Below are 26,175 nucleotides of genomic sequence, written 5' to 3'. Positions count from 1 at the left end.
AAATTTCACCACTTTTGTCTGCTGAGTCTACTCTTGTTCCCGCAGGAAGCGGTGTATCTGGCGGCGTTGCTTTTTATTGGGGCGCTCCTGTTGCATCCCGGCATTGGCTGCCTGTCGCTCGGTTTTCTCTTTTTCCCGGCGGGCGATACTGTCTTCGGTCTCGCGGTATAAGGTGCGCGCAATCTCGGCGCCGCGCCGCTGATCCGATAGAGCGGTTACTTCAACTTCCAGCAGATCCCATCCCTGGCGGATGCTCAGTTTGACACCGGTAGTGACTTCCTTGCTGGCTTTGACCCGCTGGCCATCGGCGTGGACTTTTCCACCTTCAATCGCCTGCTTGGCAATGCTGCGAGTCTTAAAGAAGCGCGCGGCCCAGAGCCACTTATCGATACGTACTTTTTCCATGGTTTCCTTGTGAAATCAGGTGGACCCGGTGTCCAGTCTGCTGCGTTTAAAAGCCATGATCTCATCAAAATGATGGATCGCCGGGAAGTTGGTGATTTCCCGTTTGGGCCCGCGGCTATCCGGTTGGCGAATACACAATAGGTGGGCGATACCGTAGTCCTGGGCCGCGCTCAGAACAGATTGGTTATCGTCGACAAATAGGGTGTTCTCAGGGTCAAATTCCAGGTTATCTCGCAGAGAGTCCCAGAAATTGGCACTCTCCTTGGCATGTCCATAATCATGGGAGGAGATGATGCCGTCAAACCAGCGGTCGATACCGGTGATCTCCAGCTTGTGATCTAACCCTTGACGGTGCGCATTGGTCACGAGGTAGGTGGGCTTTTGCAGTTGTTGCAGGCCGCTCAGAAACGCCTCAGTGTGAGGGCGCAGGGCGATGCGGGTCTCGATCTCGCGCAATATGCTGAGGATATCCAGCTCCAGTTTTTCCGCCCAGAAGTCCAGGCAGTACCACTCCAGCGTACCACGGCGGGCATTGATCTCAGCCTCGAGCTTCTGCTGGGCTTCCTGTGGGTCAAAGCCGTGGACTTCAGCGTAGCGCTTGGGCAGGTGCGTGAGCCAAAAATGATTGTCGTAATGCAAATCCAGCAGGGTGCCGTCCATGTCCAGCAATACGGTATCGATACTTCGCCAATCGAGCATGGGAGCTATGTACCTCTTTGAAATGGGGCGGGAAGACAAGTTTAGTTGGCTTGCCACTGCCTTCCCGGATCGTTTTCATTATGCCTGGGCGCGGCGGATTCCGTACAGGATACACAGTTGCGCACTGTAGTAGGTGAGCATGATGGCGGCATCGGCTAGCGGTAGTGGGGCTATGAACTTGTTAATAGCGATCAATGTATCTGAAGCCATAAAGATGACAGCCCCGGCAAATAGCAGGGCGGCGTCACCCTTGTGCATTGCGGCTGCGACCGCCATGGCGAGGATAGCCAGCAGATACGCTAATACTGCCGGGGCTAAATCCCCAGCAGCAGGGAGGATAATTTGAGCCAAAAGCAGTGCGGCAATCACTACAGGCAGTGTCCGAATAAGGTTGCGCCGATTGGGGGGCTCCGCAAAACGCAGGAAACCCAGCGCGTAGACTAGCTGGGCAATAAGAAAAGCACCCAGTCCAAACACAAAGTGTTGGGGGAATTGCATTTCGAGGAGTACATCCCCGATGGCGGAGGAACTGAGGGCTAGAAAAGTGAAAAGCAGGGTTTTGCCCCGCAGCTCCAGTCTGGCAATCATCATTAGGCACAGTATCGGCAGCGCTTTTAGCGCGGGCATCCACAAGTTATCCAGCTTCCAGGTATCCAGAAAGATGAATAAAGTGGCACTGGCCAGGAACATCGGTACCAGGTAATTGCGAAAGTTGTGCTGGGGTGCGGAATTTTCTACGGACATAGGTACTTACCTTATTTTTATTTTGTATACCTCCCCATCAATTTAACGGTTTTCCTCCGCATCATCGATAGCTTGTACTCTCTAATTCCAATTGAGTTTTCTCCAGTGCCGGCCGCGGGACATTTCTAGGGTAATATGGAGCATCGAAAATACATGCCCGGCAGTTGTTTGCCTTGAGCACTAGTCATGGAGAGCCTCACTGATGAAAGCGGCCAATATTCTGGAAACAATCGGCAATACCCCTCACGTAAGAATCAATCACCTCTTCCGTCCCGATATAGAAGTTTGGATGAAGGTAGAGCGCTTTAATCCGGGCAGCAGCATTAAGGACCGAATTGCCTTGGCGATGATTGAGGATGCAGAGCGTCGTGGAGCCCTGCAGCCCGGTGGGGTAATAATCGAACCGACCTCTGGTAATACGGGTATTGGACTGGCGATGGTTGCTGCCGTGAAGGGTTATCGCCTGATCCTGACCATGCCGGAGTCTATGTCGGTAGAGCGTCGCCAGGTCATGAAGGCAATGGGCGCAGAATTGGTCCTTACACCTAAAGAGCGCGGTATGGGCGGCGCTATTGCTAAGGCGGAGGAGTTATTGGCCTCACATGCGAATAGCTGGATGCCCCAACAATTTAATAACCGCGCCAATGCCCAGGTGCACCGGGATGTTACTTCCAAGGAAATCTTGGCAGATTTTCCTGAGGGGCTGGATTATATGATTACCGGTGTGGGTACTGGCGGGCATATCACTGGTTGTGGTGAAGTCTTAAAAGAGCACTTTCCCAAATTACAGGTCTATGCGGTAGAGCCGGAGAAATCACCGGTGATTAGCGGTGGAGAAAAAGGCCTGCATCGTTTGCAGGGTATCGGCGCCGGCTTTGTACCCCAGGTACTCAATACGGAAGTACTCGACGGTACTGTATTGGTGAGTGAGGAAGACAGTTTTGAAATGGCGCGTCGTTGCGCATTAAAAGAGGGAATTTTTGTGGGTATCTCCTCCGGTGCCAGCCTTGCGGCCCTGAAAAAGCGCGAGGGGGAGATGGATGCGGGCAGCCGGGTACTGGTGTTCAGCTATGACACTGGTGAGCGCTATCTGTCCGTTCAGGACCTTTTCTCCGCCTAAGATTTTATAATGGTGAATTCAAAGAGTATGGAGTTGTAATGGATAAAGCACTTTTGGAGCAGGTGATAGAGATCTGCAAACGCGCGGGAGAGGCGATTCTCGAGGTTTATCACAACAGCGCTGAGTTGGAAGTCGAGACAAAGAAAGATGATTCCCCAGTAACTGCCGCAGATCTGGCCGCTCACAAAGTACTGGAACCGGCGTTAGCACAGCTTATCGAGGGAGTACCGGTTTTATCAGAAGAGCAGGAAATGCCCTCGTTCGAAGAGCGCAGTCAGTGGCAGCGTTACTGGATTGTCGATCCGCTCGATGGCACCAAAGAATTTATCCGACGCAACGGTGAATTTACTGTAAATGTCGCGTTAATCGAAAATGGCGAGCCCGTTTTGGGGGTGGTTTACGTACCGGTACTGAATATCACTTACGCCGGCTGCAAGGGCGAAGGAGCCTTTAAGCGCGATGCCAATGGCGAAATTGACATTCGGGTGCGCCCACTGAAGCCGCGCCTGGATAATAGTGAAGTTGTTGAGCTTGTGGCCAGCCGCAGCCATGGAACTGGCACCGTCGACCAGTTGGTACAACGTATCGAGTCTGAACTGGGTGCTGTCGAGTGCAAAAATATGGGCTCGTCGCTGAAATTATGCCTGGTTGCTGAGGGTGCAGCAGATTTGTATCCGCGTCTCGCTCCTACTTGCGAGTGGGATACTGCGGCAGCTCAGGCTGTAGTTGAAGCAGCAGGTGGTATTGTTGTGGACGAAGAGTTTAATTTGTTGCGCTACAACACTAAAGACTCTCTGCTGAATCCCTTTTTCTATGTAATTGGCGATTCTTCTTTTGATTGGCAATCCCTACTGCTGGATAAGTCCGCTGCTTAGGGTGTGACGCCAGTAAACATATAGAGAGTATATTTGTGCCTCCACCACCACTGGTGGAGGCTTTAAAGGGGATCTGGATATTTCCAAATTCAGGAGGCTCACTGATGTCTGGACCCGATCTGCGCTTTAACCAGGATAAAGGTGAAATTCGCTGTTTGCGTCGGGAACTGGAGGAGGAAATAAACTGGTTGCAGCGGCATTTTGAAGCCCTCTCCAATGCAGTCGATGCAAATGATATTGCGCTGCGGCGCACCTATAACAGCATGCTATTTTCCCGCCGGGCCCTATTAGGTAGAATGCCCCGTTAACTAAATTCCAAATATTTTCTTGTGTGAAAAACTGTAGTGCTGCAGGTTTTAATTTGAATACGGCAGTTCTTCCTGCTCAGTGCTGTCACTTATAGTGTTGAATCTGTGCCAGCGCGAAATATTATTTCCCAGCTAATTAGCTAATTTCCTTGCCAAATTCCCCCGTAAAATGTAAAGCAGTCTACGCTTTGGAAAGCTAATACATAAGAGTATTTTTCAATGCGCTACCCGGTTGTGGTGCACAATATTGAATATGCCGGATTTGGTGCCATTGCACCGGATCTGCCGCATTGCCACTGCTATGCCGATACCCTTGAGGGGACCCTGCAAAAAATGGCTGAAACGATTTTTCAGCGGTTGGAAGAGCTCCGTCAGGCTGGACAGCCAATGCCGCAAGCAGGTGAAGTAGACAACCTGAAGAAAAACCCGGCTTTTGTAGGAGGCGTCTGGGCCATTATTGATGTAGAAACAACTTGAAATAATTCACTGAGCTTGAACTTGATGACTGGCTTTTTGATGTGAGTGGCGATGATAAAGCTATCCGTCTACCTGCTTTCCTTTTTTATAGCTGCGACCAGTTATGGATTCGAGGCGAATAATCCTTTTGATGGTGTCGCCACGGGAGAGTACCGGATTATCGGTACCGTTGGTTTTGGGAGTGGCGAGCAGCAGTTAAATAAGCAGCGGGATTCTTTTGGCTATGTCAGCCTTGGAATTACGCCGGCGGTAGGAGTCTGGCAAGTTGAGCTGCGGGCGTCACATTTTGATGATAATCATGTCACAGTAGATCAGGTAGGTTTAAATTTTAAAATTGATTTTACCCTGAATTGTCACGTTCAATGTCTCTATTGGATGGTGGGATATAATTATGCCGATGTGGATTTGAACAATGTTATAAGAAGAGGCTATTGGTATCGAGAATACCCACCATTTTATCCGGATGATCGATATATCTATATTATTGATGCCAGTGGCAGTGATACCTTTTGGAACGCCGGGGTGGGTTACCGAATTATGTGGACTCAGGATTTCGATACTTCATTAGAGTATAACTACAATAATATTGGCAAAATAGAACGTGTTAACCTCGGGCATCTGCGTACCCTGAGTTTGAATTTTTCCTACCGCTTTTAGTATGCCCTCCGCCTTTTAACCTATTTTTCTCAATAATTTATTCGTAGAAATTTCTTAATTAAATACTGATTTTTTTATAGAATGGAAAAGGGGCCCTGGGGCCCCAATAGCTTTTAAATTCGATAAATGGCTTTCAGCCAGAAGGTGCGTCCCGGTTCGTTAACCCGGGTCAACTGATCGAAACCAATAATATTGGCTCCAGAGCGACTGATATGTTCAGCGTAAGTCTCATCGAATAGGTTATCGATACCGGTAGTTACCAGTACACTTTTACTGGGTTTCCAGCCGGCATTGATGGAAACGACGTTGGCAGAGTCGGTTGCACCAATATCCTGACCAACAATATTGCCTTTGCCGATATCCACCCGGTCCTGGCTTGCGATAGCGCGCCATAAAACACCTGCTGACCACTGGGCCTGTTCATAGTAGAGTCCCAGGCGGCCCTCCAGAGGCGGCAGTTGTGCCAAGGTAGTGCCATCGGTTTCGTTGGCACCGCGAACAGATGTTACGGTGAATTCAGTGCGCCACTGCTCGTTGAGCTGATATGAGGAGTCAAACTCCAAACCCCAGGAGCGCGCCTGGATGTTTCTGACAATGGAGGTAGTGCGAATATCGGAGGAGTCCATACTATCCATATTCATACTACCCATAGAGTCCATGCTACTCATTACTGCCGCTTTTTCGTAATCCGTCTCAATCATCAGGTAGTCATCAATCTGATTGACGAATCCGGAGACACTGGCAGAGAGTTTTTCACCGCGATAGATATAGCCGATATCCAGCTGGGTGGTCTTTTCTGATTCGATATCCAGTGCGCTGTAAGAGTCTGCTGTCTCGTAGGAGAAAATTTCCCAATAATCGGGGAAGCGCTCAGTGTAGCCGAGCCCGGCAAAGAGTGTGGCAGAACTATTGGGGCCGCTCTCGAGACCATATTCATAGCGCAGGAAGCCGCTGCTCAATAGCTCTGAGCGAGTTTCTCCCGCAGTGGGGTTATCCACTGAGGACATCATGGATAGAGCAACTTCATCGCGAAGGTCTTTTACTTCCCAATCATCCACTCGTGCACCGGCGATCCAGCGTTGATTGGCTGCGACTTGCCAGCTGACCTCAGAAAATAACCCCAGCTGGCTAAATTCGGCATCGGCCTCTCGCTTCATATCCCGGTAGTCCATGGTGGACTGGTTCATGGTCGAACGCCCGGTGTGGCGATTTTCCCGGGCATCAATTCCACTGGTCAATTCCACATCGTCCATAGGCGTAAACACCAGAGCCATCTTGAAACCTGTGGTCTCACTATCGAGATTCATGACCATGGGGGTAGCGGTGCTGGATAGCTCGCGCAGGCTGTAGTTATCCATGATGTGGTCGATATAGTTGTAGTAGGCCTGGAGCTCAATTGAGTCGAGCCAGCTACTGATATTGCTGCGGACATATTTAGCTTTGTGGCTCTCACGGGCAAACTTGGAACCGTCGACTCCCCGATCTGCATAGGCAGCTTCCCCATCGCTAAATGCAGTATCGAACTCGACCCGTGTATCGTCGCTGGGAGTCCAGGCCAAATTGACCTGGCTGCTCCAGCGCTCATAACTGGAATTTACCTCATTGCCATCCCCGTCTTCGTAGTCGTCCGCAGATGCCGAGGTCGAGGAGCTGCGGATAGAAAACTGCGGCGAACTATAGGAGATATCGAATAGACCATCGCGGCGCTCGGCACTGGCGCCGAGCAGGCTCGCATGCATATTCCAGTCGCTTTCAGTGGGGCGCTCCTGCTGCTGGTTAAACACAACTACGCCGGCGGAATTTCCGGGGCCATAGAGGACGCTCTGTGGCCCTTTAATAACTTCAATTTCGTCCATTGCCTCGGGAAAAATATAGGCTGTAGGTGGGTCCATTCGGCTGGGACAACCACCCGCCAATGTTTCTCCATCCACTACCATTCCCAGGCGCGAGCCCCCCATTCCGCGAAGCATCGGATCGCCACTGGTGCCGCCTTTACGCACTACGGAAAATCCCGGAATTGTTTTCAGGTAGTCGGCGCCGTCATTGGCAGGTAATGGCTGACGGGGTTTTTTCGGGTCGGTTACCAGGTTGAGGGGGAGTTCAGTCTTTACCCCAGTAACCACCATTTGTTCCATTTCACTATCTTTTAATGGTTCTGGCTCTTCGGATTCTTCCGCTGCGAGATGTGCTGAAAAGGTACAGCAGGCAGCGAGTGCCAGGCTGAGAGGTTTTTTCAGAAAAATTTTTGCGTTGATGCTCTGATGCATGGTTTTCAATCCTTTTCGCTGGCGTTTCGAACACGCAGCAGTGAGCGCGCAGGCCTGAGTAATATTTGGCGCACGCGACATATCCCCACCTGAAAAAGTGGTCGTATTTTGGCAAGATCCAAAGCGCTGAAAATATTAAGACAGCAATGAGACTTGCGGTCCACAGCGAACTGCGGAGTGATGATGTTGGAATAAAAAAGGAATTAAACCGGGGGGGCGCGAATCAGTGGGCGGCTGTAAGCGTTAGAGATAACGTGGAAAAAAGCCGGATAAGAGGGCGGTTGAGTAAAACCGGTTAGGACTATTTCCAATTCTGTTGTTGGTGCGCTGGCAATACTGGCAGCGGCGGAAAAATTACAATGGTTATCGGCAAATGAGTGAGCGGTAAGCGTATCGTGGTTGTGGCTTGAAGAGTGGTCGCCGTGATGATCGCTGTGGGAATTCGCTTTGAGGGCATTGAGCAATAATGCGCTGCGGCTATCGCCATGGCAGAGCCCATAGGGCGTTCCCGCTGCAAAATCTGCCGGCATAAAACCGGCAGGAACCAGGCCTCGCGCGCTGAGAAATACCAGCAATAGCAATAGCGCCTGCCACTGGGACAGACGGGAACAGTATTGGATGGTGCGCTTACCGCTCATAAATAAGAAGGTCTGTACTTTGCCCGGGCCCATTTTAAATACCCGGAGATGAGTAACAAGAGGTTAACGGGTGATACAGCAAAGTGCCACTGCCCCAAGTTAACTTTTGCGAACTAATACGAGGTAAATTGAGCTTTATCAGGTTTTGTTGGAATTTAATTTCTTTTCTTCAGCGCATTCTAAAAATAAATCTAACTTTGCTGGAAGCTAAAGGTTCCAGGAGGTAGCGCGCTCAATAAGAGATTCCCGGGATTGGGTAGAGTTCCCGGACAGCCCTGGATTATTGCGGGTAGTGGGAAGGTTATAGGGAGGGTTTGCAGAGTGGGGGCTCGGAGAGTCCCCACTCGGTAAATTTGTCGATTCAGATTCTGCCGCTGCGCTTTAGGCGCCAATAGGCCTCTACCAGAGACTGGTGCAAAAGCTCCGGCCTCGAGTCTACCACTATGACATTGTGTGCCTGCAAATGCTGAAGTAATTGCTCCCTGCGGCGTAGGAAGTCCCTCGCTGCGGCGCTGTTTACTGCACTATCAAAGTTCTGAATCGGCTGTTGCAGCAATTTGTCCACAGAAGTCTCCCGCAGACTGGCAATCATCACCAGGTGATTGCGCGACAGCAATTTGACTGCTGCTAGGAGTTCATCACTATCTTCATCGCGCAAGTTGGTAATCAGGATTACCAGGGCACGGCGTTTGTGGTGGGCCATCAGCTGTTGTGCGGCGCTAGTGTAATCTGCGCTACTGGTGCCAGAGTGGAGGTCGTAGACATTATTCAACAGTAGATTGATTGCACTTTCGCCTTTTACTGGCGGCAGCTGTCCACCACTGCTCTCCTGTGCCGCAGCAAATGCCTGCAAGCCGACCGCGTCCCCCTGTTTGATGGCGACATAAGCTGAAAGTAGCAAGCCATTGAGTGCGTGGTCAAAGTGGCTCAACTCGCCGTCTTTAGCGCGCATCCTGCGGCCGCAATCCAGCATGTAAATAATTTCCTGGTCGCGCTCGTCCTGGTATTCACGGCTGATCAGTTTGCGCAGCCGTGAGCTCGCGCGCCAGTCCACCTGTCGCTGGCTGTCTCCCTGGCGGTATTCACGCAGCTGGCGGAAGTCCATTCCCTCACCGCGACGCTGCTGCTGGTGCAACCCCATCAGGCGCAGGCTCTGTTCGGTGGAGAGAGATTGTAGCGAGGAGATACCAAGAAAATTGGGGTAGACCTTGACGGTCTGCTCCTGTCCCAGCCATACCCTTGTCTGCCAGAGTCCCCAGGGAGAGTTGGCCAGCACCTCGATTCGTCCGAAAGAGGCACTGCCTCGGCGACGGGGTACCAGGTCGTACTCGATGGTGATTTCCTGGTCCGGGTTAAGTTGTGCGGAGCGCGGCAGCCCTGTCGATCCCAGTTGCTGTGGGATTGAGTCGGAAATCTGGAGTAATAGTGGGCGTGGGCCGGTATTGTGAAGTTTTAGCCGCGCAGTATTGCGTACGCCCAGGGCCAGGTTGCCTGGCAATCGCCGCAGCCCCTGCAGACCGGTTACACGGTAACCAGTGAGATAGTCCAGCAGGGTGGCGCTGATTAACAGGGCACTCGCTCCCCACCAAAGGTTGCCGATAAATGAGCTGGCTTGCGGAAACCAAATTCGCGCTGCTGTAATTGCCAGAGCTGCCAGGCACCAGTAGCCGAGCAGTTTGACCTGGCGCGGACTCGGGCCGGTGCGACCGCTTTGTGCTGGTGCTACCTGTTGCTCTGTTGCAGCTACAGTCTGTGTCACAGTCGCGGCGCCTCAACACTGTCGATAATCATTGCCAGCGCCGTATCAGCAGTTTCACCGTCAATTTCCATATCTGGAGATAGGCCGATACGGTGGCGCATTACCGGGATGGCCATGGCCTTGATATCATCCGGCAGTACAAATTCCCGTCCCTGTAACAGCGCATTGGCGCGGGCTGCCTGTAGCAGGCCGATACTGGCGCGTGGGCCGGCGGGGCTGCGCAGCTGCGGTGATTGACGGGTGGCGCGCACCAGCCGCACGGCGTAATTCAATACCTGTTCGTCCAAGCCCACCTGGGGCACCAGGGCCTGAAGTTGCTGCAATCCCTCGACAGTAATTTCTCCGGCCAGCTTTTCCTGCAGGCTGCGCTCAATTCGGCCACTGCTGGCGGCGGCGGCCAATTGCAGTTCCGCTTCGAGGCTGGGGTAATCGATGAGGACTTTCAGCAGGAATCGGTCCAGTTCCGCCTCTGGTAGCGGGTAGGTACCTTCCTGCTCGATGGGGTTTTGAGTGGCGAGTACCATAAATGGACTGGGTACTTTCAGTGCCTGGCCGTCGATAGTGACCTGCTTCTCCTGCATCACCTCCAGCAGGGCGGCCTGGGTTTTGGCGGGGGCGCGGTTGATTTCATCCGCCAGCAGCAGGTTGGTAAATACCGGCCCGCGACGCACTTCAAAGCGGCTCTCTCCCATGTTGTACATGGCGTGGCCGGTAACGTCGGCGGGCATCAAATCCGGGGTAAACTGGATGCGACGGAAATTGCCGCCAAAGCAGTTGGCCAGGGTGCGCACCAGAAGGGTTTTGCCGAGTCCGGGTACACCTTCGAGCAGTACGTGGCCAGAAGCCAATAGAGCTACGAGTACCTGGTCAACCACCTGCTCCTGGCCAATCAGCAACCGGTTGATATTGTTGCGCAGTATCTGAAGTTTGGCGGACGCAGCCTGCCAGTCAGGTGACGGGCCCGTGGTTTGTTGTTCTGGTTGAAGGGTGGTCTCGTTCATAGGACTGCCTCAATTCGCTGCAGATTACGCATGTGTTCAGTAAATGTTTCTTCGGTTGTTGGGGGCTTGCCCCACAAGGTTTCAACTATTAGCCGTTCATCCATACCGGTGGAGGCACAGAGCTTGTCGCACAGTTTGCGTTTTTTAGTGGCGTTGATATGGGTGGCGCCAAGACGACGTAGAAGTTCTTCCCGATGGCCGCGCAGCAGGGTTTCCCCCTGGTCGTCCTGCCAGTAGTAATGGCCGCAGGCGGATATATGTTCTAGCAGAGAACGGCGGGACACTTCTGGCTCCGGCTGCAAGGGGCCGAAGCGGCGCCCGTGTAGTAATAGCCAAGCGAGTAAGGCCAGTGCGCCGGCGAGAAAAAACTCTGCAGCGTATTGACGAGCAACCTTAGAAAGGGTTTCAAAGCGGGGGCGGGTGAGAAAGACAAACTCTCCTTCGCCGGCCAGCAATTGTAAGAAATAGGCGTGATCGAAGTGGCCAATACGCTGGGACTGCCACAGGGTGCTGTCAGTCATCAGGGTAATCACACCATTGCCGCGCTCGAACTGCATAAACGGTACGCCGACATCGCCGCGTCGTACCTTAGCCCAGAAAACAGGCCCACTGTCGATAGTCTCGTCATTAAATGAAGGATGGTAGAGCAGGTGGCTGGCATCGAGGTATAGCTGTATATCGCTGCCGCCCTCAACAGGCAGGGTTACCAGATCCTCTTCTGACACATCGGGGTTGCGAGGTTCCTCTTGTTCCTTCGGCTCATCTTCCGTTTCGCCTTCGTCCAGTTTGCGATTGTGCTCCCGCATGGCATCAGCGGGGCTCTGCTCAGGCTCGAGTACCGCATCCTCCCCGAGCAATTGCTCCAGGGTTTCTTGCAGTTCGAACTTACTGTGTCCCTCTTGGATAGAGACGTCCATGGACTCAAGTAGCCAATCGCGGTTTTCACTGCGCCCGGAGTCGCTGTCGAAGTTGCCGGTATAGGCTACAACGATGGCGTGGCCACCGCGCTCGACCCACTCGAGAAGCTCTTGGGCCTTGGTGGGGTTATAGACCTGGCTGGAGCTGCTGATAAACAGGGTGGCATCGGAGGAGAGGCCTTGGAGTACAGATATATTATCTGCCTGACGCGGCGCCAGTTGGATATCGGTGAGGTATCTTTCTGCTGCCAGGTAGGGATTTCGTCTGGCTTCCATGCTCCAGCCGCTGTCGATCTCCTTGGAGTAGCGCTCGTAGAAAGTGAGGAATAGCCATACAAGTGCAACGCCACTTATGACCAAAGCTGCCAACAGAATTCTCTTAGCGGTCATTGCCAAATTCCTCCTGCCATTGGCTACAAAGTGAGCTTAACTGAGCCTCTTTTGGCGGCCGGTGGGCATAGGCAAGCTGCTGCCAGTTTGCAGTAAGCTCTTGTACAAATTGACTCAGGGCGGGACTTACTGGGCGCTGTACTTCATTCGGCTCCTGTTGCCTTACTTGTACCAGCTGTGCGCATTCACTTTCGGTAAGGTGATCGCCAAAATAAAACTCGAAGTCTTCAATCAGGTGAGAGAGGGTGGCGCGGTACAATAGTCCCAAACTGGCTCGCTTGTCTCCCTCTGTCCACAGGCGCATGACCTCCGCGCAAACGTCATCGGGCAGACTCGATTGGCGTACATCCAGGCCGAATAGGGTTTCGGGGACGGGCTGCTTTTTCTTTGGCTTAGGCTGCCATTTCAAGCTCTGAAGAATTTTATCGTGATGTCTCCAAAGCAGATAGCCCAGGCCGAATACCAAGCCAATCCAAAGCAGCAGCTCCAGGATTTTCGCAATTGTTGGGCCCCATTTAACTTCATCGTCAACTTCAGGCGTATCTTTAGAGTTCTCAAAAAGCCATTCGATAAAGTTAATTAACCACTCGGGGAACTTTTCTTTGACGGCTTCTGTTTCAGATTTGTCTTTTTTGCGCCAACCACTGATCTCTTTCATTTGATGAAATTCATCGCCGGCGAGGATTTCGTCAATATGCTCTTGGGCCTGCTGCGGGGTTTCCAAAGATGCGGCGCTGGCGGGGGGCGCTGGAATTAATGAGCCAAAGGTGAGCCCGCAGATCAGGATTAGGGCAGCAGTGCTTGGTTTTCTTCTGCGGTGGGACTCCTGTTCACGCTGCTGGCGTTCCAGCAGGTCCCGAAACTGGATTTCTATATCCCAGCCTTCCAATTCAATACGACGGCCAATATAAAGGCAAAATCCGCTAACGATATAGAAGGGGGCTACTGCTGCCATAACAAACAGGTAGAGTCCGTTATATATCCATTCCAGCCATTGAGTGTCCCCTTGGAGCAGAGGGATCCAATCGATCCCATCGGAATACTGTTCAGGGATAAACAGAAATGCCATCACACTTAATGCGGCAAGTAGAAATATCTCAATATGGTAAAGCGTTAGTGTTAGCCAGGTGGCGGCCCCAGAGTGTTTGCGGTGCAGTACCCCAAGGCGCGAGGTACGGGCCTTGCCCGTGGATTGCTCCAGCACGGTAACTGGCATATCGAAAGAGCGTGTGGGGCTCAGCCGACGGAGGGTAAGCCACATAAACCAGTCGCGACGATTCTGGCTAAAGAAATGCTTCAATGCCTCACCAATGGATACCGGTGAGCCAAATAATGCGCGGCTGATCATAAACAGGGGCAGCCGATCAAATACGGGTTTCAGCCACCAAATAAATAAGATGGAGAGCGTTGGTGACTCTGGAAACAGCCAATAACACAAAGCAAATAGCGGTGCTGCAGGCAACAGGTAGACTATAAAAAGTTGCCACCAGTATTTTCGTGCCAGGGCGATCCCGAGATCGACAGACTCCCAGGGAGAGCGCAAGCGGGCTCGCACAGCCAGATTCTTAATTTGCATGAGTTGCGCCCTCCCTGCGTCCCGCCAGGATAAAGTACGCAAAGACCAGTACCCAAAACAGGGCGCCTACCCCGAGCTTGATCGCAATCGGTGTGCTGGCACTGGAGGACCAGAAGGCTTCAAGGAAAGCGGCAATCACCAGCATCAGGAAAGTGCCGTACATAATCTTCATTGCTTCGACAGCGGCCAAGCGCAGTGCGACCGTACGCCTGTGCTGGCCCGGATCCACTAGAGAGCGTCCCAATATCAGGCCCGCTGCTCCCGCCAGAACTATGGCGGTCAACTCAAAGGCGCCATGGCCAATCACAAATGGGTAGAAGGTGGAGACAAAGCCCACCCGGGTGATATGCCCAAACGCTGCGCCAATATAGATGCCGTTAAACACCAGGAAGAAAATTGAGCCAAGGCCAAACAGTACACCGCCGGCAAAGGTGCGAAAGGCGATGCCAATATTGTTTTTGATATAAAAACCGAACATGAACAGGTCGGTATCAGAGCCGCGCTCGCGGCCCAGTACCCGGTTGCCCGGATCATACATGGATTCAAAACCCATAACCTGTTCTGGTGACATTACTGCGTACACCAGGGCATCGTTGTTGTAAGTGCCGACTCCCAGGATCAAGCCAGGTATTAAAAACAAAGCGGATGCCAGCAGTACTGCGCGGCTATTAGCGCGCACGGCTTGGGGAAAACCTGCCAACAAATAGTGCAACCATCCCTTGCGGCGCAAGGTTTCCTGGCGGTAGACACGGTGATGTGCCGCCATAACCAGCTGGTTGAGGTGGTCTATCAGGCGGTTGGTATATTGTCGCTCCTTAGCCATTGCCAGCTGCTGGCAAAGGTTGCGATAGGCGACGGGTAGGTCCAGGGCCGCAACTTCGGACTTGTTCCGATCCGCTTTCAGCCAGGCTTCTAATTGCTCCCAGCTGTCGCGGTAGCGATTCTCAAAGTCTCTCTGCTTCATAGGTACCTCTGCCTATCCCCTGCCACCGAGTAGCCAACTGCCCACGGAGCGCAGGTAGCTCAAGGCATCGCTGTCCCTTTTCCGAGTAATCGGTTCGAGCAGATTGGCGAGCTCTTGCTGACGCGCTTCGCTTAAATCCTGGTGGCGCTCCAAAAGGCTAACCAGTGCCTGTTGGTCTTGCTGGCGAAGGTTTTGCGGTGGTGGGAGCGGGGTGGTATCCGGCAGGGCAACTGGTGCCTTTTCCTCTTCGCGATAGATCACCAGGGTGGCTGCTGCCAGGTCGCCAAGGCGCTGGAAGTGACGCCCCAGTGTCATGCTTATTACGCCAGTGGCGTAGGCAAATGGCATAAAATCCGCAAAGCGTAGCAGGTTGCGAACGATGGATGCTCCCCAAGACACCGGCGTAAGGTTGTCGTTGACCACCATTAGGCCAAATGCCTTTTTGCCCGGTGTCTGGCCGTTCCGCAAAACTTCAAAAAACACCGGGTAAAACCACTCGAGAAGAAAGGCGCAGACGAGCCAGATACCCGCACCGGCAAAGCCGGCAAATAGCAACGCAAAGCCGATCGCAGCCAATATCAATGATCGATAAAACACATCCACTGCATACGCAAGGATACGTGGCACGGGCCCAGCGGCCCGCGCGCGCAAATCAATCCCCTCGGGTGTTTCGACGTTATAGGTGGTATCCAGCAAGCCACCGCTCCTGTTTGGTAGAACCGATTATGTGTTTTGAGTGGGGGCGCCGAAGACCTGACGGTAAGCAACGCCGTAAGTCGCAAAAATCCAGGGAAGGGCGAATATTAATCCTATGAGGAATAGAAGGCTGCCTGCAACGTAAATGACCATCATTACCAGCAAAAGGCCAAAAAAGGCGAACCAGTTTTTGGTGATGGCTTTACGTGAAGCCTCCATTGCCTGCCAGGGACCCAGGTTGTGATCTACGATAAGCGGCAGGGCCATCATATAGGCGACTGAGAGATAGATACCGGGAATAAGTAACAGGTAAAAGCCAATCGAAACGAGGAAATATAATAAAAACATTGCCAGGCCAAGGGGCACGATTTTATCGAAATAGGAGAATACCTCGGTGGCGCTGGTTTTTTCTCCTCTGGCAATCTTTATACTTACCATCATAGAACCTGCCATAAGAGGGGCAACGATCACTATTACGGCGATAGGCGCTAAGATGGCTAGGAATAGCATGCCTGATAAACCAGCAGCCGATGATATAGAACCCCACATTAATGCGATTAGGATGAGCATTATTGCGGATGCGCCCAGTGAGTAAAGAATAAAACTAAGCCATATAGTTCCCATATTGCTTAGTGATAATTGCCACCCTTCACTGAGGGCTTCACCGAGAGAAAACGAATAGTCCCCTGCAATCCCCTTCTCTACAGAGCCGAATTCCTCCATTTCCCGCGTACTTGCCAAATCGGCTTTTGGTGCCGTATAGATGTCACTCATCCTGTTAGCTGTCCTTATTGAGATTTAGATTATTTCTGGGGTGCAGAGTCTTGGGAGGGGAATATCTCACAGGCAGGAGTGGCGAACAATGCCACGCCAATACATCGGCAAATTAGGTGATACATCTTTCTCAGCATAAAATCCCCGGAGAGTGACTAAGGAATAGAATTGATGAAAAAAATACTGTGGATGAGCGGTCTGGTTTTGGTGTTGATTACCGCTGGATATGTCGCCTTGCCGTTTTATTCTATCGAGCAATTGCAGCGTGCGGCGAAAATGGCTAAATCCGATCAGCCGCAGGTTAGAACTGAGAGTATCGACACGTTAGAGCATTATGTCGATTTTCCTGTTTTACGTGACAATTTAAAGATCCGCATACAGCAGCAACTTAGGAACTCTCTAAGTAATTCTATTCCTCAGGAATTTGATGAATTACTGAGTGCTGGTGCAAATTTCTTTATGGATCCACTGTTACAACAGTTTATTACTCCTGAGGGCATTGCCGACCTTCTTCGTGGGGGAGAGGATCTGGAGGCATTTCAGCGGGAAATTTATCGACAGGGTAGTGAAACACCGGATATTTCCGGGAATGAGACTTCTGTAGCGGAAGAGAATGAAGATTCCTGGCGGCGCATGGGCTGGCATTTTACTGACCTCAACCATCTGAGTGTTGAATATGGTGAGCATGGCCGGCCTGAATTGCGCCTGTTGATGCAACGTAATGGTCTGCGCTGGCAACTGGTGGATATCCAGCTAATTGGTGATAGAAGTGGAGAGAGTCAGGAATGGAGATAGAAAATTCAGTCAACGTCTTTGGTGATCCACTGGTGCCTTGTAGCCTGGACCCGAAGACAGGCTTCTTTCGCGATGGCTGCTGTAACACCTGTAAAGAGGATCTCGGTTCTCACACCGTCTGCGTTGCCGTGACTGATAAGTTCCTGGAGTTTTCCCGCAGTCGCGGCAATGATTTGAGCACACCGGTAGAGGAGTTTAATTTTCCCGGTTTAAAGGAAGGGGATCGTTGGTGTCTCTGTGCCGCGCGCTGGCTTGAAGCGGAGAAATTGGATATGGCACCCCGGGTATTTTTACAGAGTACACATGTGAAGGCACTGGAAATTATTCCTATGCAAACATTGCGTCGCTATGCGCTGGATTTGCTTTAGTTGATTGGGTGGATCAGCTTCTTGCCCACCTATTAACGCCCTTCAAATGGCGGCACGTCCCTGTGTCGCCACGCTACAAACAAGATAGCTATCGAAACTTAAGAAGGCAGGAAGTCGATTGAGTAGTTCTTGGTAGTACTCTCAACGTTGGCAGAACCAAAATTGATCATGCGGATTCTCGCCAGCAACTTGCGTTCAAGTGCCGGGTTATTGAGCTCGCTCTCTACCAGTTTGATCGACGCGATAGCACCATTCGGTGCGATCACCAACTGTACGGTGAGTCTTCCCTGCAGAGTTGGGTCCCTGCGCAGCGCGCGATTATAGATTCCAATAATGGCCTCTTTATTGGCTTCCATAACACTGCGAATGGAATCGTCGGTACGTATGGATTTTTGCCCTCGGGCCTTGGCCACCGCTTCTTTGGCTGAACCCGTTGCCTGGGTACTTTGTACTCGGGTGTTCTCACGTCCGGCCAGTGAGACACCACCGGTATCCCGACTTACTCTACCGGCGGCAACGCCGCCACTGGAGGCTTTTGACTTATCCGCGATCATACTGCGTTCTATTTTAGTGGCAGTAGCATTCCCCGAGCTGAGCTGGCCCCGGCTAATATCCGATGTATTAAAACTCTCGCGCATATCCAGCAGATCATCGGCGAGTGCATTCAGACCGCTATTGGCCGCTTTCTCCCGGGCCTGCTGTACCTTGGCAACCGGGGGATTTTCAACCTTGCGCGGCTTCTCCACAGGCTTGGGCTTGTCGGGTGTTTCCGCTTTCTTTTTGGGTTTCTCTTCGGGCTTTTTCTTTTCCTCGGGCTTCTTTTGCTCTTTGGGTTTCGGCTTTGGCTTGGGTTTTGGCAATTCCTTTTTTTCCAGAATCACTTTGGCCAGCTGTGGTGGCACCCTTTCGGCCTGTTCCCGGGTGAGTTCGGGTACTGGCGCCAGTGCAACGGCAATGCCACTGATGGCCAGGGCTATCAGGCCACCGCGCAGCAATTTGATAAAGCGCTGATCCTCCTCTCTTGAGGCGGACCAGGGAAGCACTGTTTCCTGTAGTTGCCAGGGGGCGTAACTAATGGTTGCTGTACTCATATCAGGATTCCACCCCCGAGGGATCTTCCGGCGCTGTTTGTTCTACGGCGAAAGACATATCGCGGAAGTCTGCGGCTGCGCAGGTGTGCATGATCTGCTTCAGCAACTCATAGGGAACTTGTTCATCACCTAAAATAGTCACTGCTCGGCCCAGAGTTTTCTGGGCTTCGCTCAGCTCTCCCGCTCGTTCAGCACGGTATTTAAGCTCTGTTACCAGGGCTTCAATATTCTCTGCGCTGGGATCGATGTCATCGATGCTGGCGATAAATCGGTCCCCGACAAACAGCTGTTTATTGTTGACCCGCACTACAGTAGTCACCTCGGGTTTCTGTTGTGAGGTGGACTTGGGCAGTTTTATGGTTTTATCAGTCTGCAGAACCTGAACATCACTGGTTGAGTTCACCAGAAGGAAAAATACCAGGATGGTGAAGATATCCATCAGTGATACCAGGTTCAGTTTTGACTGCTGCTTTTTTTGCCTTTGCCTGCGCTCTTGCAGTTTTGCGGCTGCATTTATCTTCATAGTTTGGCCCCGCTATTTTGTCTGCTCCGGTGCATCGCCGAGAGATATCTGGGGGAACAGTTCTGCATCAACAACAGATGCGGCCACTACAGCCCGGTAGCTGCGTGCAGTATCCATGGCGGCGACCAGAGTTTTGTAAGGCGTTCCCTTTTCTGACAGGATCACCAGATCATCTTTGTCGATAGATTTTTCTCGCAACTGCCGTTTTATCTGCTGTAAAACGATAGATATCGTGGCGAAATCCGGTGAGTTTTCTTCGTGTGGGATGCGTTTAACCCGCTGCCCAGCGGGATAATTGATATCGACATACTGCGTGCGCAAAACGAGTTCGAGCTGGTGATTTTCCTCCACACTGCTGGAACTTCCATCGCTGATACCCGGCAGGTTCAGCTTGAGCACGGAGATATGGGAAAACACCATATTTAGCAGTAGCACAGGAACCAAAATGGTCATCAAACTCATAAACGAGGTGATATCGAGTTCCGCTTCCTCATATCCACGCCGGCGAATATTTATGTTCAGCATGGCGGTATCCCTTAGCTGTTAGCGGTGCGTTGTTCCGCTTTCTGTGGGCGTCCCATGGTCAGCAGATTAAGGAATTTAACCCCGGCCATTTGCAAACTATCGACAATCTCATTGGTTTTATTTTGTAGCATTGAGTTAAACAACAGCAGGGGAATGGCAGAAATCAAACCGAATGCTGTAGTGTTCATCGCTACGGAAATACTGGTGGAGAGCATGGTCGCTTTTTCAGATGGGTCGGCACTGGCTACTGCAGTAAATGCAGCAATCAGACCCATAATAGTGCCGAGTAGGCCCAGCAGAGTGGCAATATTAGCGAGAGTGGCCAAGTAACTGGTGCGTTTTTCCAGACGGGGAACAGCTTCGAGAATCCCTTCCTCAATAGCCAGGGCAATATTTTCCTCGCGCTTGGCAAATTGCAACGTGTTGATGCCCGCTGCGGCGATACGGCCCATTGCTGCATCGTTGTCTCGGGCCAGCTGCAAGACACTTTGATAGCTGCGTTTTTGCAACATGGGCAATACTTGTTGATACGCCTTTTTATTGGCATTCCGCGCGCGTGATAAAAATATCCAGCGCTCTACTACCATTGCCAGTCCGATAACCAGGACCACTGCAATTGGGTACATGAAGGGTCCGCCATTTTGGAAAAAACGCAGCATCGCTTGAGTGAATTCCATGATTTAATTCTCCACAGATAAAGTTATAAATTTGTAGTGCAAAGGGAGAGCGATTGAGTTCCCACCCTTGGTGTATAAAGAGGGCCGCGGGACGTTGAAGCCTGCTGCGGCGGTCCATGTCTTCGCTGTATAAATTCAGCAGTGCCGCTTCCATACGCTGCAAAAAATTATTTTTAATTTTGCTGGGCCAGCCTAATCGGTTTTTTCCTGTTCAGCTTGTAACAGCTTTATTTCCCGCCGAAATTCAGAATATTCCTGATGTTCAAATACAGAGGAGAAAGTTTGCGGCAGAACGCTGTCGAGCCTTTGTAAACTGTCGGCTTGCTTCCAGGGAATGATATATAAAACCTTAGGTTGTTCCTGACTGCCAATTACGGTGGACTCCAGCGTTGTTATTTCCTCTGCTGTTGCGCCGTATGCAAAGATAGACAGGCTCAGTATGAGGCTAGAAAATAATTTCATTGTTAAAGTCTCCGCTCCAACTCGAGTATCCATGCACTGAGCAATTTATCCTGTTCAGTACCGGAATCTTGCGCTGCCATATAATGCTGAAGGGCACGCTCGGGTTGTTGCAGGTAAAGGTCGTAGAGGATTCCCAGGTTGCGGTGTGCATCGGCATAGTGTGGCCAACGCTCTATGGCGGCGTTGTAGTATTGCTCTGCATCTTCGAACCGCCCCCGGTCACGCATCAGGGCGGCAAGACGATTCCAGGCAAATACATTGTTATCGTTTACAGCAATAGCCTGGCGAAAGCTGCGCTCGGATTCCTCGTATTTCTCGCCGGACTGTTGCACGATTGCCAGGTTAAGCCAGGCTCCAGAGAGCTCCGGCCACTTTTCAGTAATTTGGAGCAGTTGCGATTCAGACGCAGGTAAATCATTTGCCTGAAAATTCTGGCGAGCCAGTTCCATTGCCGCACGGGCCTGTTGCGGTACTCTTTTACCATCCCGCAAGTAGGGGTTCTCTGTAAGTTGTTGCGCGGCGTCACTATCTGCGGGCGATGTCGTCTTTTGCAGGCCGCTACATGCAGAGAGTAGAAAAACCAATAGCGCAGTAGTGAATAACCGTGCGATTGAAGATAATTTCTGGGCGCTAAATTCAGTGCAGTGCATCACTCCACTCCAGGGTTTTTTCTTCTTTTTTGTAGCGTGCGGGTAACAGCTCTCCCAGTGAATGGAAGCTGCGTTTAACCCAGTCGTCGTAAATACCCTCAACCGTGCGCTGGATATTGGCCTCGTGAAGCTCTATAGACTTCTCCTCAAAGGGATAGGCCTGTTCCTCCAGTAGAATTTCGTATTGTTCCAATTCCAGCTCGTTAAGGTTTTTAGGGCGCTGTGAGTCCATCAGGTCACGGCTGAGCTGTCGGTACACTTCCGCGAGGCGATAGTTTGCTTGAGGGGTGAATTCTGCGATGCCAAACTCCAGGACTTTGCGGTAATCCGCCACGGTGGTTTGCATGGCCCGCTTTTTATTAGCGAGACTGGTCTTTAACGGCAAGCGCAGTGCCAGTTCAGCAAATTTCGCATAACTTTGTTCCGCCAGTTCACTTTGAGAATAAGCGGCCAGGTAACGCCCGCGGGGTGACTGCAGCGAGTTCTGTGCAAGTTGTTGTAGCCAGTAATTCCGCTTAGTGGGCTTTTTGGTCTGAGCGTAGATTTCGACCAGCTGAAATTGCGCTTCCAGACGTTGCTCGGCGGGTTCTGGCCACAATTTGCTGTAGTTGCGATAGCTTTCAATAGCCCTGTTGTATTCACCGGCTTTTTGCAGGTTTTCTGCTGCCATAAACAGGGATTGACGGCGAACTTCCCGATCCGGATCTGTAGCGGCTAATTGCAGTAATTCTGTGGCGGCAGCCGCCGGCATTTCCAGAGCTTCAAAGATAACGATGGCTTTGGCAGCCAGTGTCGGCGTCAAGGTGTGCGCGGGATAAAACTGGCGGAAATCAGCGAGTTCTGTGCTGGCGCGCTGCCACTGCCCTAATTGAATAAGAAAATTAATCGCATCATATTGGGCGGTGGCCGCAACCTCTGTGCGCCCGCTATCGCGGATACGCAGCAGGTGATTGAGGGCTTCCTCACTGGGAGCGGCATCCTCACTCTCGCGCTGGGCCAAAATGATTTCTGCCTGGCGATAGATGGATAACTGCAATTGGCGCAATGCGTCTTTGCGCAGCTTATCGTCTGGCTGGTAGCCGAGCGCGCGGGTATAGGCAGCCTCTGCCTGGGGATATTGCTTCAGGGAAAAATGGCTGTGGGCCAGTATTATTGCAATACTTATTTGCTGTTGCCTATTGGCTGGCGGTTGCCATTGATCGGCGTGCTCGGCAGCGGCGATGGCTTCGGCAAAGCGCGATTGTTGTAACAACTTATCGGCAGCGGCCAGCTGTACTGGCAGAGCTCTCGGGTCTTGGGGCCAGCTCTGTGCAAATTTCAGGCTCGCTTCGATATTGCGATCGAGCCACAGGATTTTCTGTTCCGACTCTTGATCCGGAGTTTGTTCATGCACTCTGGCTGCACTGAGGATGGCTCCGTAGCCGGCTTCGGCAGCATACTTGGGATCTTGGTATTCCCAGGCGACCTGGCTGTAAGCGCGCCAGGCGGCGGGGTGATCTGCAGCCTGCTCAAGACACTCCGCCATCAGGAAAACCATGGATGGCGTGCGTGGATCTTGTGGAAAAGTCTGCGCGTATTCCTGATATAACGCGGCTGCGCTGCGATAGGCACCCAGTGATTGTGCGCTGACAAGGCGACGTTCTTTCACCTTATTCGCGGGTAGTTTTGTGACCTGCTGAGCCAATTCCTGAGCGCGGGCGTGGTCAAACTGGGCCAATTCATACAGCCATGGTTGCAGGGTTTTGGCCAACTCCTGTTGTTGAGTTTCACCTGCTGCTTGCCAGTAATCACTGTTCACACCATAGCGACGCACAAAGTCCCGCTTCGTGGGCAGAACTTCCTTATGTAGTCTCCCCGCTTGCAAGGTTGCAACGGCGAGAAGATGAAGCTGTGGGGCTTGCTGGGTTTGTGGGTAGTGATTGACGAATTGTAAAAAGGTATCGGCACTATTGCGGAACAACTCTTTTTCCCGATACCAGGTACCGAGTGCACTGTATAGCTGGTGCTGATAGGGACGTGGCTCTCCATTGAGGTTAAAAGACTCAATGGCTTCAGCACCTCCCAGGTAGCTGAAGTTTAATGCGAGCCCGCGCAGGCTGTCTTCACGCAGGCGTTGCCGCCCAACAGGGAGTTCCTCCCCCTGTTCCTCACTGTGCAAAATATCCAGCGACTGGAGAAAAATTTCTGTGGATGCGCGGTAATTGCTCGATTTAAATTCTGACCAAGCCAGCATATAGCGAGCATTATCCGTAAATGGACTCGGCCCCTGCTTGAGCAATGCACGGAAATCTCGGGCGGCACTGGGGTAGTCTTTGCGGTTGAATGCCGCCTCGCCACGGCGGAATAAGACTTCGCCGATAAACGGTGAGTCCGGTGCGCTACCGGCTATCTTTTCCAATGCCTGTAAGGCCGCGGGCATTTCCCCATCCAGTGCCCTGGCGCGGGCTAAGCGATAGAGAATGTAATCATCTTTCGGGCGCTGGGCAGAGAGACTTTGGTAATAATCGACCGCGCTGGAGTAGTCGACAATGGTATCCGGATTGTCGGACTGTTTTTGCTCCAGTCGTTCCATTTCCAAGTCAGCCAGGCGCAGATGGATTTGTTGCCGAACCTTGGGATCGGCGTGGCTCTGCAGTGCTGTGCGGTAACTTTGCACTAGGTTTTCCAACGCGATAGCGGTTTGCACGGGCGGACTTTGCGGTGCCTCTTCCTGAGAGCTGGGCGGGTTGGCACGGGGCAGGTCAGCCAGGGTTTGTACCGGTTGATTGCCACAAGCTGTCAGGGCACAGCAAATACCAATAGCCAGGGAGCGCAGGGTAAACACAGCTGCCGGATGCGGGGCGTTATTCATTGTCTGCGGCCCCGGTATTATCCGTGTCACTGTCAGCCTGAGAGGTTGTGGGGATCGCCTGCATTTCAGCGTCTTGCAGACGTGCGATAGCCAGGCGTGTGTGGGCCATATAATTGTGAATTTGCTGCTGCTCCCTACCCAGCTGGGCGATAACTTCTCGGCGTAGGTCGGCTTCAATCAATTCGCTGGCTCGACCAATCGCCGCTTGCTGAGCTGGAATTTCGTCACCGGCGGTGACCACCCGATAGGCTAGTTGGCGCAGTTGTGGCCCTCGCTGTGCTTCGGTATCTGTTTTCTTGCGTTGTTCCCGCCCCCTGCGTAACTGATCTTCGAGCAGTTGTAGGGATTTTTGCTGCTGCCACAACTTCTCGTGATACTGTTCACTGGCTTGCCAAAGCAAAATCCCCCGGGCTTTCGCCAGGGTTTCTGCTTGTTGTTGGCTGGCTTTGCCGCTGTCCTGGATTTTTTTAAGACGTTCTTGAGCGCCGGTGAGAATTTCCAGTAATTCGAGGGTTTCACTTTGTTCATTTCGAGTGGCGGTGGTCGCCAATAAAGTGAGTGCGTCGCGCTCCTGTTCAATATGCTCGAGAGCTGCCCTCAAATGATCATATTGCTGTGTTGCCATCTGCAACTGCTGGTCAAACTGGGCGCTATTGTAGTTATCAATAATCGTTGTACGGCGCAGGTGACGCTCTTCGATAAGGTCAGCAAATTGGGGTAGTTTATCTTGCCAGGTCTGTAGGACCTGGGTGAGCTGCTGCAGATCGCGCAGTTCGGTGAGCCGCAATTGGAAGTGGTCACTTTGTAGGATTGGCCGCAGAAAGTGCTGGTTATCGCGCAATAGGGGAGAGGCCTGGGCTAGTTGTAACCAGCCATAGCGCCAAGCCTCGCGCTGAACAGGATCATAGGCCAGCGGTTCCGTCGCCAGGTCTTGTTGTAACTGGTGTAACTCAGTAAGCGTTTCCAGGTAATAAGCTTCAGCGCTTTGATATGCTCTGAGGGCTACAGAGCGATTTTCCAGTTTTTCGTAACCATAAGGCAGGGCTACCATCGCTTCCCGTGCGGCGGGACTGTAGCGGTGTTTATCCAGTAAAAATTGCAGTGCGTCTATGCCCGCTTGGTAGTCCTCACCATTGATAGAGGACCAAGCCATTCCCAGGAGTGCGCGAGTTGCCCAGGGCGTGTTGAGGCGAACCCTGGAAAAGGCTTCTTTAGCTGCGCTGTGTTGCTCTGCAAGAGCCAGGGCGTACCCCATACCAATATGGGCTTTATCAATGAGTATGGGAATTTCAGATGAAGGAATATCAATTGTTTCTGCAAAATCAACAGCGACTTGATATTCGTGAATTGCTGCAGGCAATTGGCCGGACCTGGCAAAGGCAGCGCCTAAGTTGATATGTCCCAATAACTTTTCCGCAGGGTATAAATCGCTGGTTTCCAGTAATTTTTGAGCCGTGGTGAGGTCTTTATTGCGCAGCGCTAAGTTGAGAGGTAGAGAGGACTCCTCGGCAACCCCTGACTTTTCCAAGTGTGCTGCTGCGCTGACAAAATCACCGTTCAGGTAATTTAATTCGGCCAGCTTTAACCAGGCAGTGCGGCGATATTTTGGCGCAGCCTCGACATTACTCTGCTGTTCAAAAAGTTCAGCTGCTCGTCTATGTAAACCAAACCCTAGGCTGATCCCGCCCTCTATCAATGCGGCGTTATCCCTGTGAATTTGAATTGAATCCCGCTGTTGAGCAACCAGCAGTGTGCTCAGGGCATCAAAGTAATTCCCTTGAAAATACTCGTAAAGCGTAGCGCCATAAGCCAGGTCTTGAGCCCTTTGGTATTTTTGTGGGGCTCGCTGCTCATTGCTGGGACCGTTTGTTTCGGCCACAGTATCAGCTTCCTGAGCGCAAAGGTTACTTGCGGCAAGGATGAGCGCCAGGGATAGGGTGCGGGTAAAAGATGGGTAGTACATGGC

27 protein-coding genes are annotated in these 26,175 nt (G+C 52.0%); 7 read left to right on the top strand and 20 right to left on the bottom strand.

Annotated elements, in window-relative coordinates:
* Positions 1 to 27 precede the first annotated feature (27 nt).
* From ACJJIM_RS19025 to ACJJIM_RS19015, 3 genes are all read right to left on the bottom strand, one after another.
* The gene (locus ACJJIM_RS19025; RefSeq protein ID WP_413663704.1) at positions 28 to 405 is read right to left on the bottom strand and encodes an RNA-binding S4 domain-containing protein; all 378 of its coding nucleotides are present in this window, start codon (positions 403 to 405) and stop codon (positions 28 to 30) included.
* Between the two features lie 15 nt (positions 406 to 420).
* Positions 421 to 1,104 (bottom strand): GMP/IMP nucleotidase, encoded by a 684-nt coding sequence (yrfG, locus tag ACJJIM_RS19020; RefSeq protein ID WP_413663703.1) that lies wholly within the window; start codon positions 1,102 to 1,104, stop codon positions 421 to 423.
* A 78-nt stretch (positions 1,105 to 1,182) separates the two neighbouring features.
* On the bottom strand, positions 1,183 to 1,848 hold the full coding sequence (locus ACJJIM_RS19015; RefSeq protein ID WP_413663702.1) for a lysoplasmalogenase: 666 nt from the start codon (positions 1,846 to 1,848) through the stop codon (positions 1,183 to 1,185).
* Between the two features lie 202 nt (positions 1,849 to 2,050).
* On the opposite strand from ACJJIM_RS19015, the gene cysK reads away from it, so the two are divergent.
* The 5 genes from cysK to ACJJIM_RS18990 all read left to right on the top strand — a co-directional run bounded on the left by cysK (position 2,051) and on the right by ACJJIM_RS18990 (position 5,285).
* Positions 2,051 to 2,968, top strand: a complete 918-nt coding sequence (gene cysK / locus ACJJIM_RS19010; RefSeq protein ID WP_413663701.1) for a cysteine synthase A — start codon at positions 2,051 to 2,053, stop codon at positions 2,966 to 2,968.
* Positions 2,969 to 3,006: 38 nt separating this feature from the next.
* Positions 3,007 to 3,843 carry a 3'(2'),5'-bisphosphate nucleotidase CysQ gene (gene cysQ / locus ACJJIM_RS19005; RefSeq protein WP_413663700.1) on the top strand — a complete coding sequence of 279 codons (837 nt, stop codon included), beginning with the start codon at positions 3,007 to 3,009 and terminating at the stop codon, positions 3,841 to 3,843.
* A 104-nt stretch (positions 3,844 to 3,947) separates the two neighbouring features.
* On the top strand, positions 3,948 to 4,151 hold the full coding sequence (locus ACJJIM_RS19000) for a hypothetical protein (RefSeq protein ID WP_108734878.1): 204 nt from the start codon (positions 3,948 to 3,950) through the stop codon (positions 4,149 to 4,151).
* A 219-nt stretch (positions 4,152 to 4,370) separates the two neighbouring features.
* Entirely contained in the window at positions 4,371 to 4,628 is a 258-nt protein-coding gene (locus ACJJIM_RS18995; protein ID WP_444911740.1) for a type II toxin-antitoxin system HicB family antitoxin, read from the top strand.
* A gap of 51 nt (positions 4,629 to 4,679) precedes the next feature.
* Positions 4,680 to 5,285 (top strand): outer membrane beta-barrel protein, encoded by a 606-nt coding sequence (locus ACJJIM_RS18990; protein WP_413663699.1) that lies wholly within the window; start codon positions 4,680 to 4,682, stop codon positions 5,283 to 5,285.
* A gap of 113 nt (positions 5,286 to 5,398) precedes the next feature.
* Here ACJJIM_RS18990 and ACJJIM_RS18985 read toward each other — a convergent pair whose 3' ends face one another.
* The 9 genes from ACJJIM_RS18985 to ACJJIM_RS18945 form a co-directional block, all read right to left on the bottom strand.
* Positions 5,399 to 7,552 carry a TonB-dependent copper receptor gene (locus ACJJIM_RS18985; protein ID WP_413663698.1) on the bottom strand — a complete coding sequence of 718 codons (2,154 nt, stop codon included), beginning with the start codon at positions 7,550 to 7,552 and terminating at the stop codon, positions 5,399 to 5,401.
* A gap of 203 nt (positions 7,553 to 7,755) precedes the next feature.
* The gene (locus tag ACJJIM_RS18980; protein WP_413663697.1) at positions 7,756 to 8,223 is read right to left on the bottom strand and encodes a hypothetical protein; all 468 of its coding nucleotides are present in this window, start codon (positions 8,221 to 8,223) and stop codon (positions 7,756 to 7,758) included.
* A gap of 328 nt (positions 8,224 to 8,551) precedes the next feature.
* The gene (locus ACJJIM_RS18975) at positions 8,552 to 9,949 is read right to left on the bottom strand and encodes a DUF58 domain-containing protein (RefSeq protein WP_444911739.1); all 1,398 of its coding nucleotides are present in this window, start codon (positions 9,947 to 9,949) and stop codon (positions 8,552 to 8,554) included.
* Positions 9,946 to 10,950, bottom strand: a complete 1,005-nt coding sequence (locus ACJJIM_RS18970) for an AAA family ATPase (RefSeq protein WP_413663695.1) — start codon at positions 10,948 to 10,950, stop codon at positions 9,946 to 9,948. The genes ACJJIM_RS18975 and ACJJIM_RS18970 overlap by 4 nt, the downstream gene beginning before the upstream one ends.
* The gene (locus ACJJIM_RS18965; protein ID WP_444911738.1) at positions 10,947 to 12,257 is read right to left on the bottom strand and encodes a DUF4350 domain-containing protein; all 1,311 of its coding nucleotides are present in this window, start codon (positions 12,255 to 12,257) and stop codon (positions 10,947 to 10,949) included. Before ACJJIM_RS18965 ends, ACJJIM_RS18970 begins: the two co-directional genes overlap by 4 nt.
* Positions 12,247 to 13,833 (bottom strand): DUF4129 domain-containing protein, encoded by a 1,587-nt coding sequence (locus ACJJIM_RS18960; RefSeq protein WP_413663693.1) that lies wholly within the window; start codon positions 13,831 to 13,833, stop codon positions 12,247 to 12,249. Before ACJJIM_RS18960 ends, ACJJIM_RS18965 begins: the two co-directional genes overlap by 11 nt.
* A complete protein-coding gene (locus ACJJIM_RS18955; RefSeq protein ID WP_413663692.1) occupies positions 13,823 to 14,797 on the bottom strand; it encodes a stage II sporulation protein M in 975 nt (324 codons plus the stop codon). Before ACJJIM_RS18955 ends, ACJJIM_RS18960 begins: the two co-directional genes overlap by 11 nt.
* A gap of 12 nt (positions 14,798 to 14,809) precedes the next feature.
* Positions 14,810 to 15,493 carry an RDD family protein gene (locus ACJJIM_RS18950; protein WP_413663691.1) on the bottom strand — a complete coding sequence of 228 codons (684 nt, stop codon included), beginning with the start codon at positions 15,491 to 15,493 and terminating at the stop codon, positions 14,810 to 14,812.
* Positions 15,494 to 15,520: 27 nt separating this feature from the next.
* Positions 15,521 to 16,267, bottom strand: a complete 747-nt coding sequence (locus ACJJIM_RS18945) for a hypothetical protein (protein WP_444911737.1) — start codon at positions 16,265 to 16,267, stop codon at positions 15,521 to 15,523.
* Between the two features lie 171 nt (positions 16,268 to 16,438).
* On the opposite strand from ACJJIM_RS18945, the gene ACJJIM_RS18940 reads away from it, so the two are divergent.
* Both ACJJIM_RS18940 and ACJJIM_RS18935 read left to right on the top strand, forming a co-directional pair.
* Positions 16,439 to 17,062, top strand: coding sequence for a DUF2939 domain-containing protein (locus ACJJIM_RS18940; protein ID WP_444911736.1), 624 nt, complete (start codon positions 16,439 to 16,441; stop codon positions 17,060 to 17,062).
* On the top strand, positions 17,053 to 17,430 hold the full coding sequence (locus ACJJIM_RS18935) for a DUF2237 family protein (protein ID WP_413663688.1): 378 nt from the start codon (positions 17,053 to 17,055) through the stop codon (positions 17,428 to 17,430). Before ACJJIM_RS18940 ends, ACJJIM_RS18935 begins: the two co-directional genes overlap by 10 nt.
* 98 nt (positions 17,431 to 17,528) lie before the next feature.
* On the opposite strand, the gene ACJJIM_RS18930 is transcribed toward ACJJIM_RS18935, so the two are convergent.
* The 8 genes from ACJJIM_RS18930 to ACJJIM_RS18895 form a co-directional block, all read right to left on the bottom strand.
* A complete protein-coding gene (locus ACJJIM_RS18930) occupies positions 17,529 to 18,521 on the bottom strand; it encodes an AgmX/PglI C-terminal domain-containing protein (RefSeq protein WP_413663687.1) in 993 nt (330 codons plus the stop codon).
* A gap of 1 nt (position 18,522) precedes the next feature.
* Positions 18,523 to 19,044: an ExbD/TolR family protein gene (locus ACJJIM_RS18925; protein ID WP_413663686.1), complete on the bottom strand. Its 522-nt coding sequence runs from the start codon at positions 19,042 to 19,044 to the stop codon at positions 18,523 to 18,525.
* 12 nt (positions 19,045 to 19,056) lie between these two features.
* Positions 19,057 to 19,569, bottom strand: a complete 513-nt coding sequence (locus ACJJIM_RS18920; protein WP_413663685.1) for a biopolymer transporter ExbD — start codon at positions 19,567 to 19,569, stop codon at positions 19,057 to 19,059.
* Between the two features lie 11 nt (positions 19,570 to 19,580).
* A complete protein-coding gene (locus ACJJIM_RS18915) occupies positions 19,581 to 20,246 on the bottom strand; it encodes a MotA/TolQ/ExbB proton channel family protein (RefSeq protein WP_108734861.1) in 666 nt (221 codons plus the stop codon).
* A gap of 192 nt (positions 20,247 to 20,438) precedes the next feature.
* Positions 20,439 to 20,708 carry a hypothetical protein gene (locus ACJJIM_RS18910; protein WP_413663684.1) on the bottom strand — a complete coding sequence of 90 codons (270 nt, stop codon included), beginning with the start codon at positions 20,706 to 20,708 and terminating at the stop codon, positions 20,439 to 20,441.
* Positions 20,709 to 20,710: 2 nt separating this feature from the next.
* Positions 20,711 to 21,358, bottom strand: coding sequence for a tetratricopeptide repeat protein (locus ACJJIM_RS18905; protein WP_444911735.1), 648 nt, complete (start codon positions 21,356 to 21,358; stop codon positions 20,711 to 20,713).
* Positions 21,345 to 24,209, bottom strand: a complete 2,865-nt coding sequence (locus ACJJIM_RS18900) for a tetratricopeptide repeat protein (protein ID WP_444911734.1) — start codon at positions 24,207 to 24,209, stop codon at positions 21,345 to 21,347. Before ACJJIM_RS18900 ends, ACJJIM_RS18905 begins: the two co-directional genes overlap by 14 nt.
* Positions 24,202 to 26,172, bottom strand: a complete 1,971-nt coding sequence (locus ACJJIM_RS18895) for a hypothetical protein (RefSeq protein WP_444911733.1) — start codon at positions 26,170 to 26,172, stop codon at positions 24,202 to 24,204. The genes ACJJIM_RS18900 and ACJJIM_RS18895 overlap by 8 nt, the downstream gene beginning before the upstream one ends.
* Positions 26,173 to 26,175: the final 3 nt, after the last annotated feature.

The organism is Microbulbifer maximicatervae (SeqCode) (genome assembly GCF_052467615.1).
The sequence above is the reverse complement of the archived record's forward strand: the minus strand, read 5'-3'. Positions and strand labels throughout refer to the sequence as shown.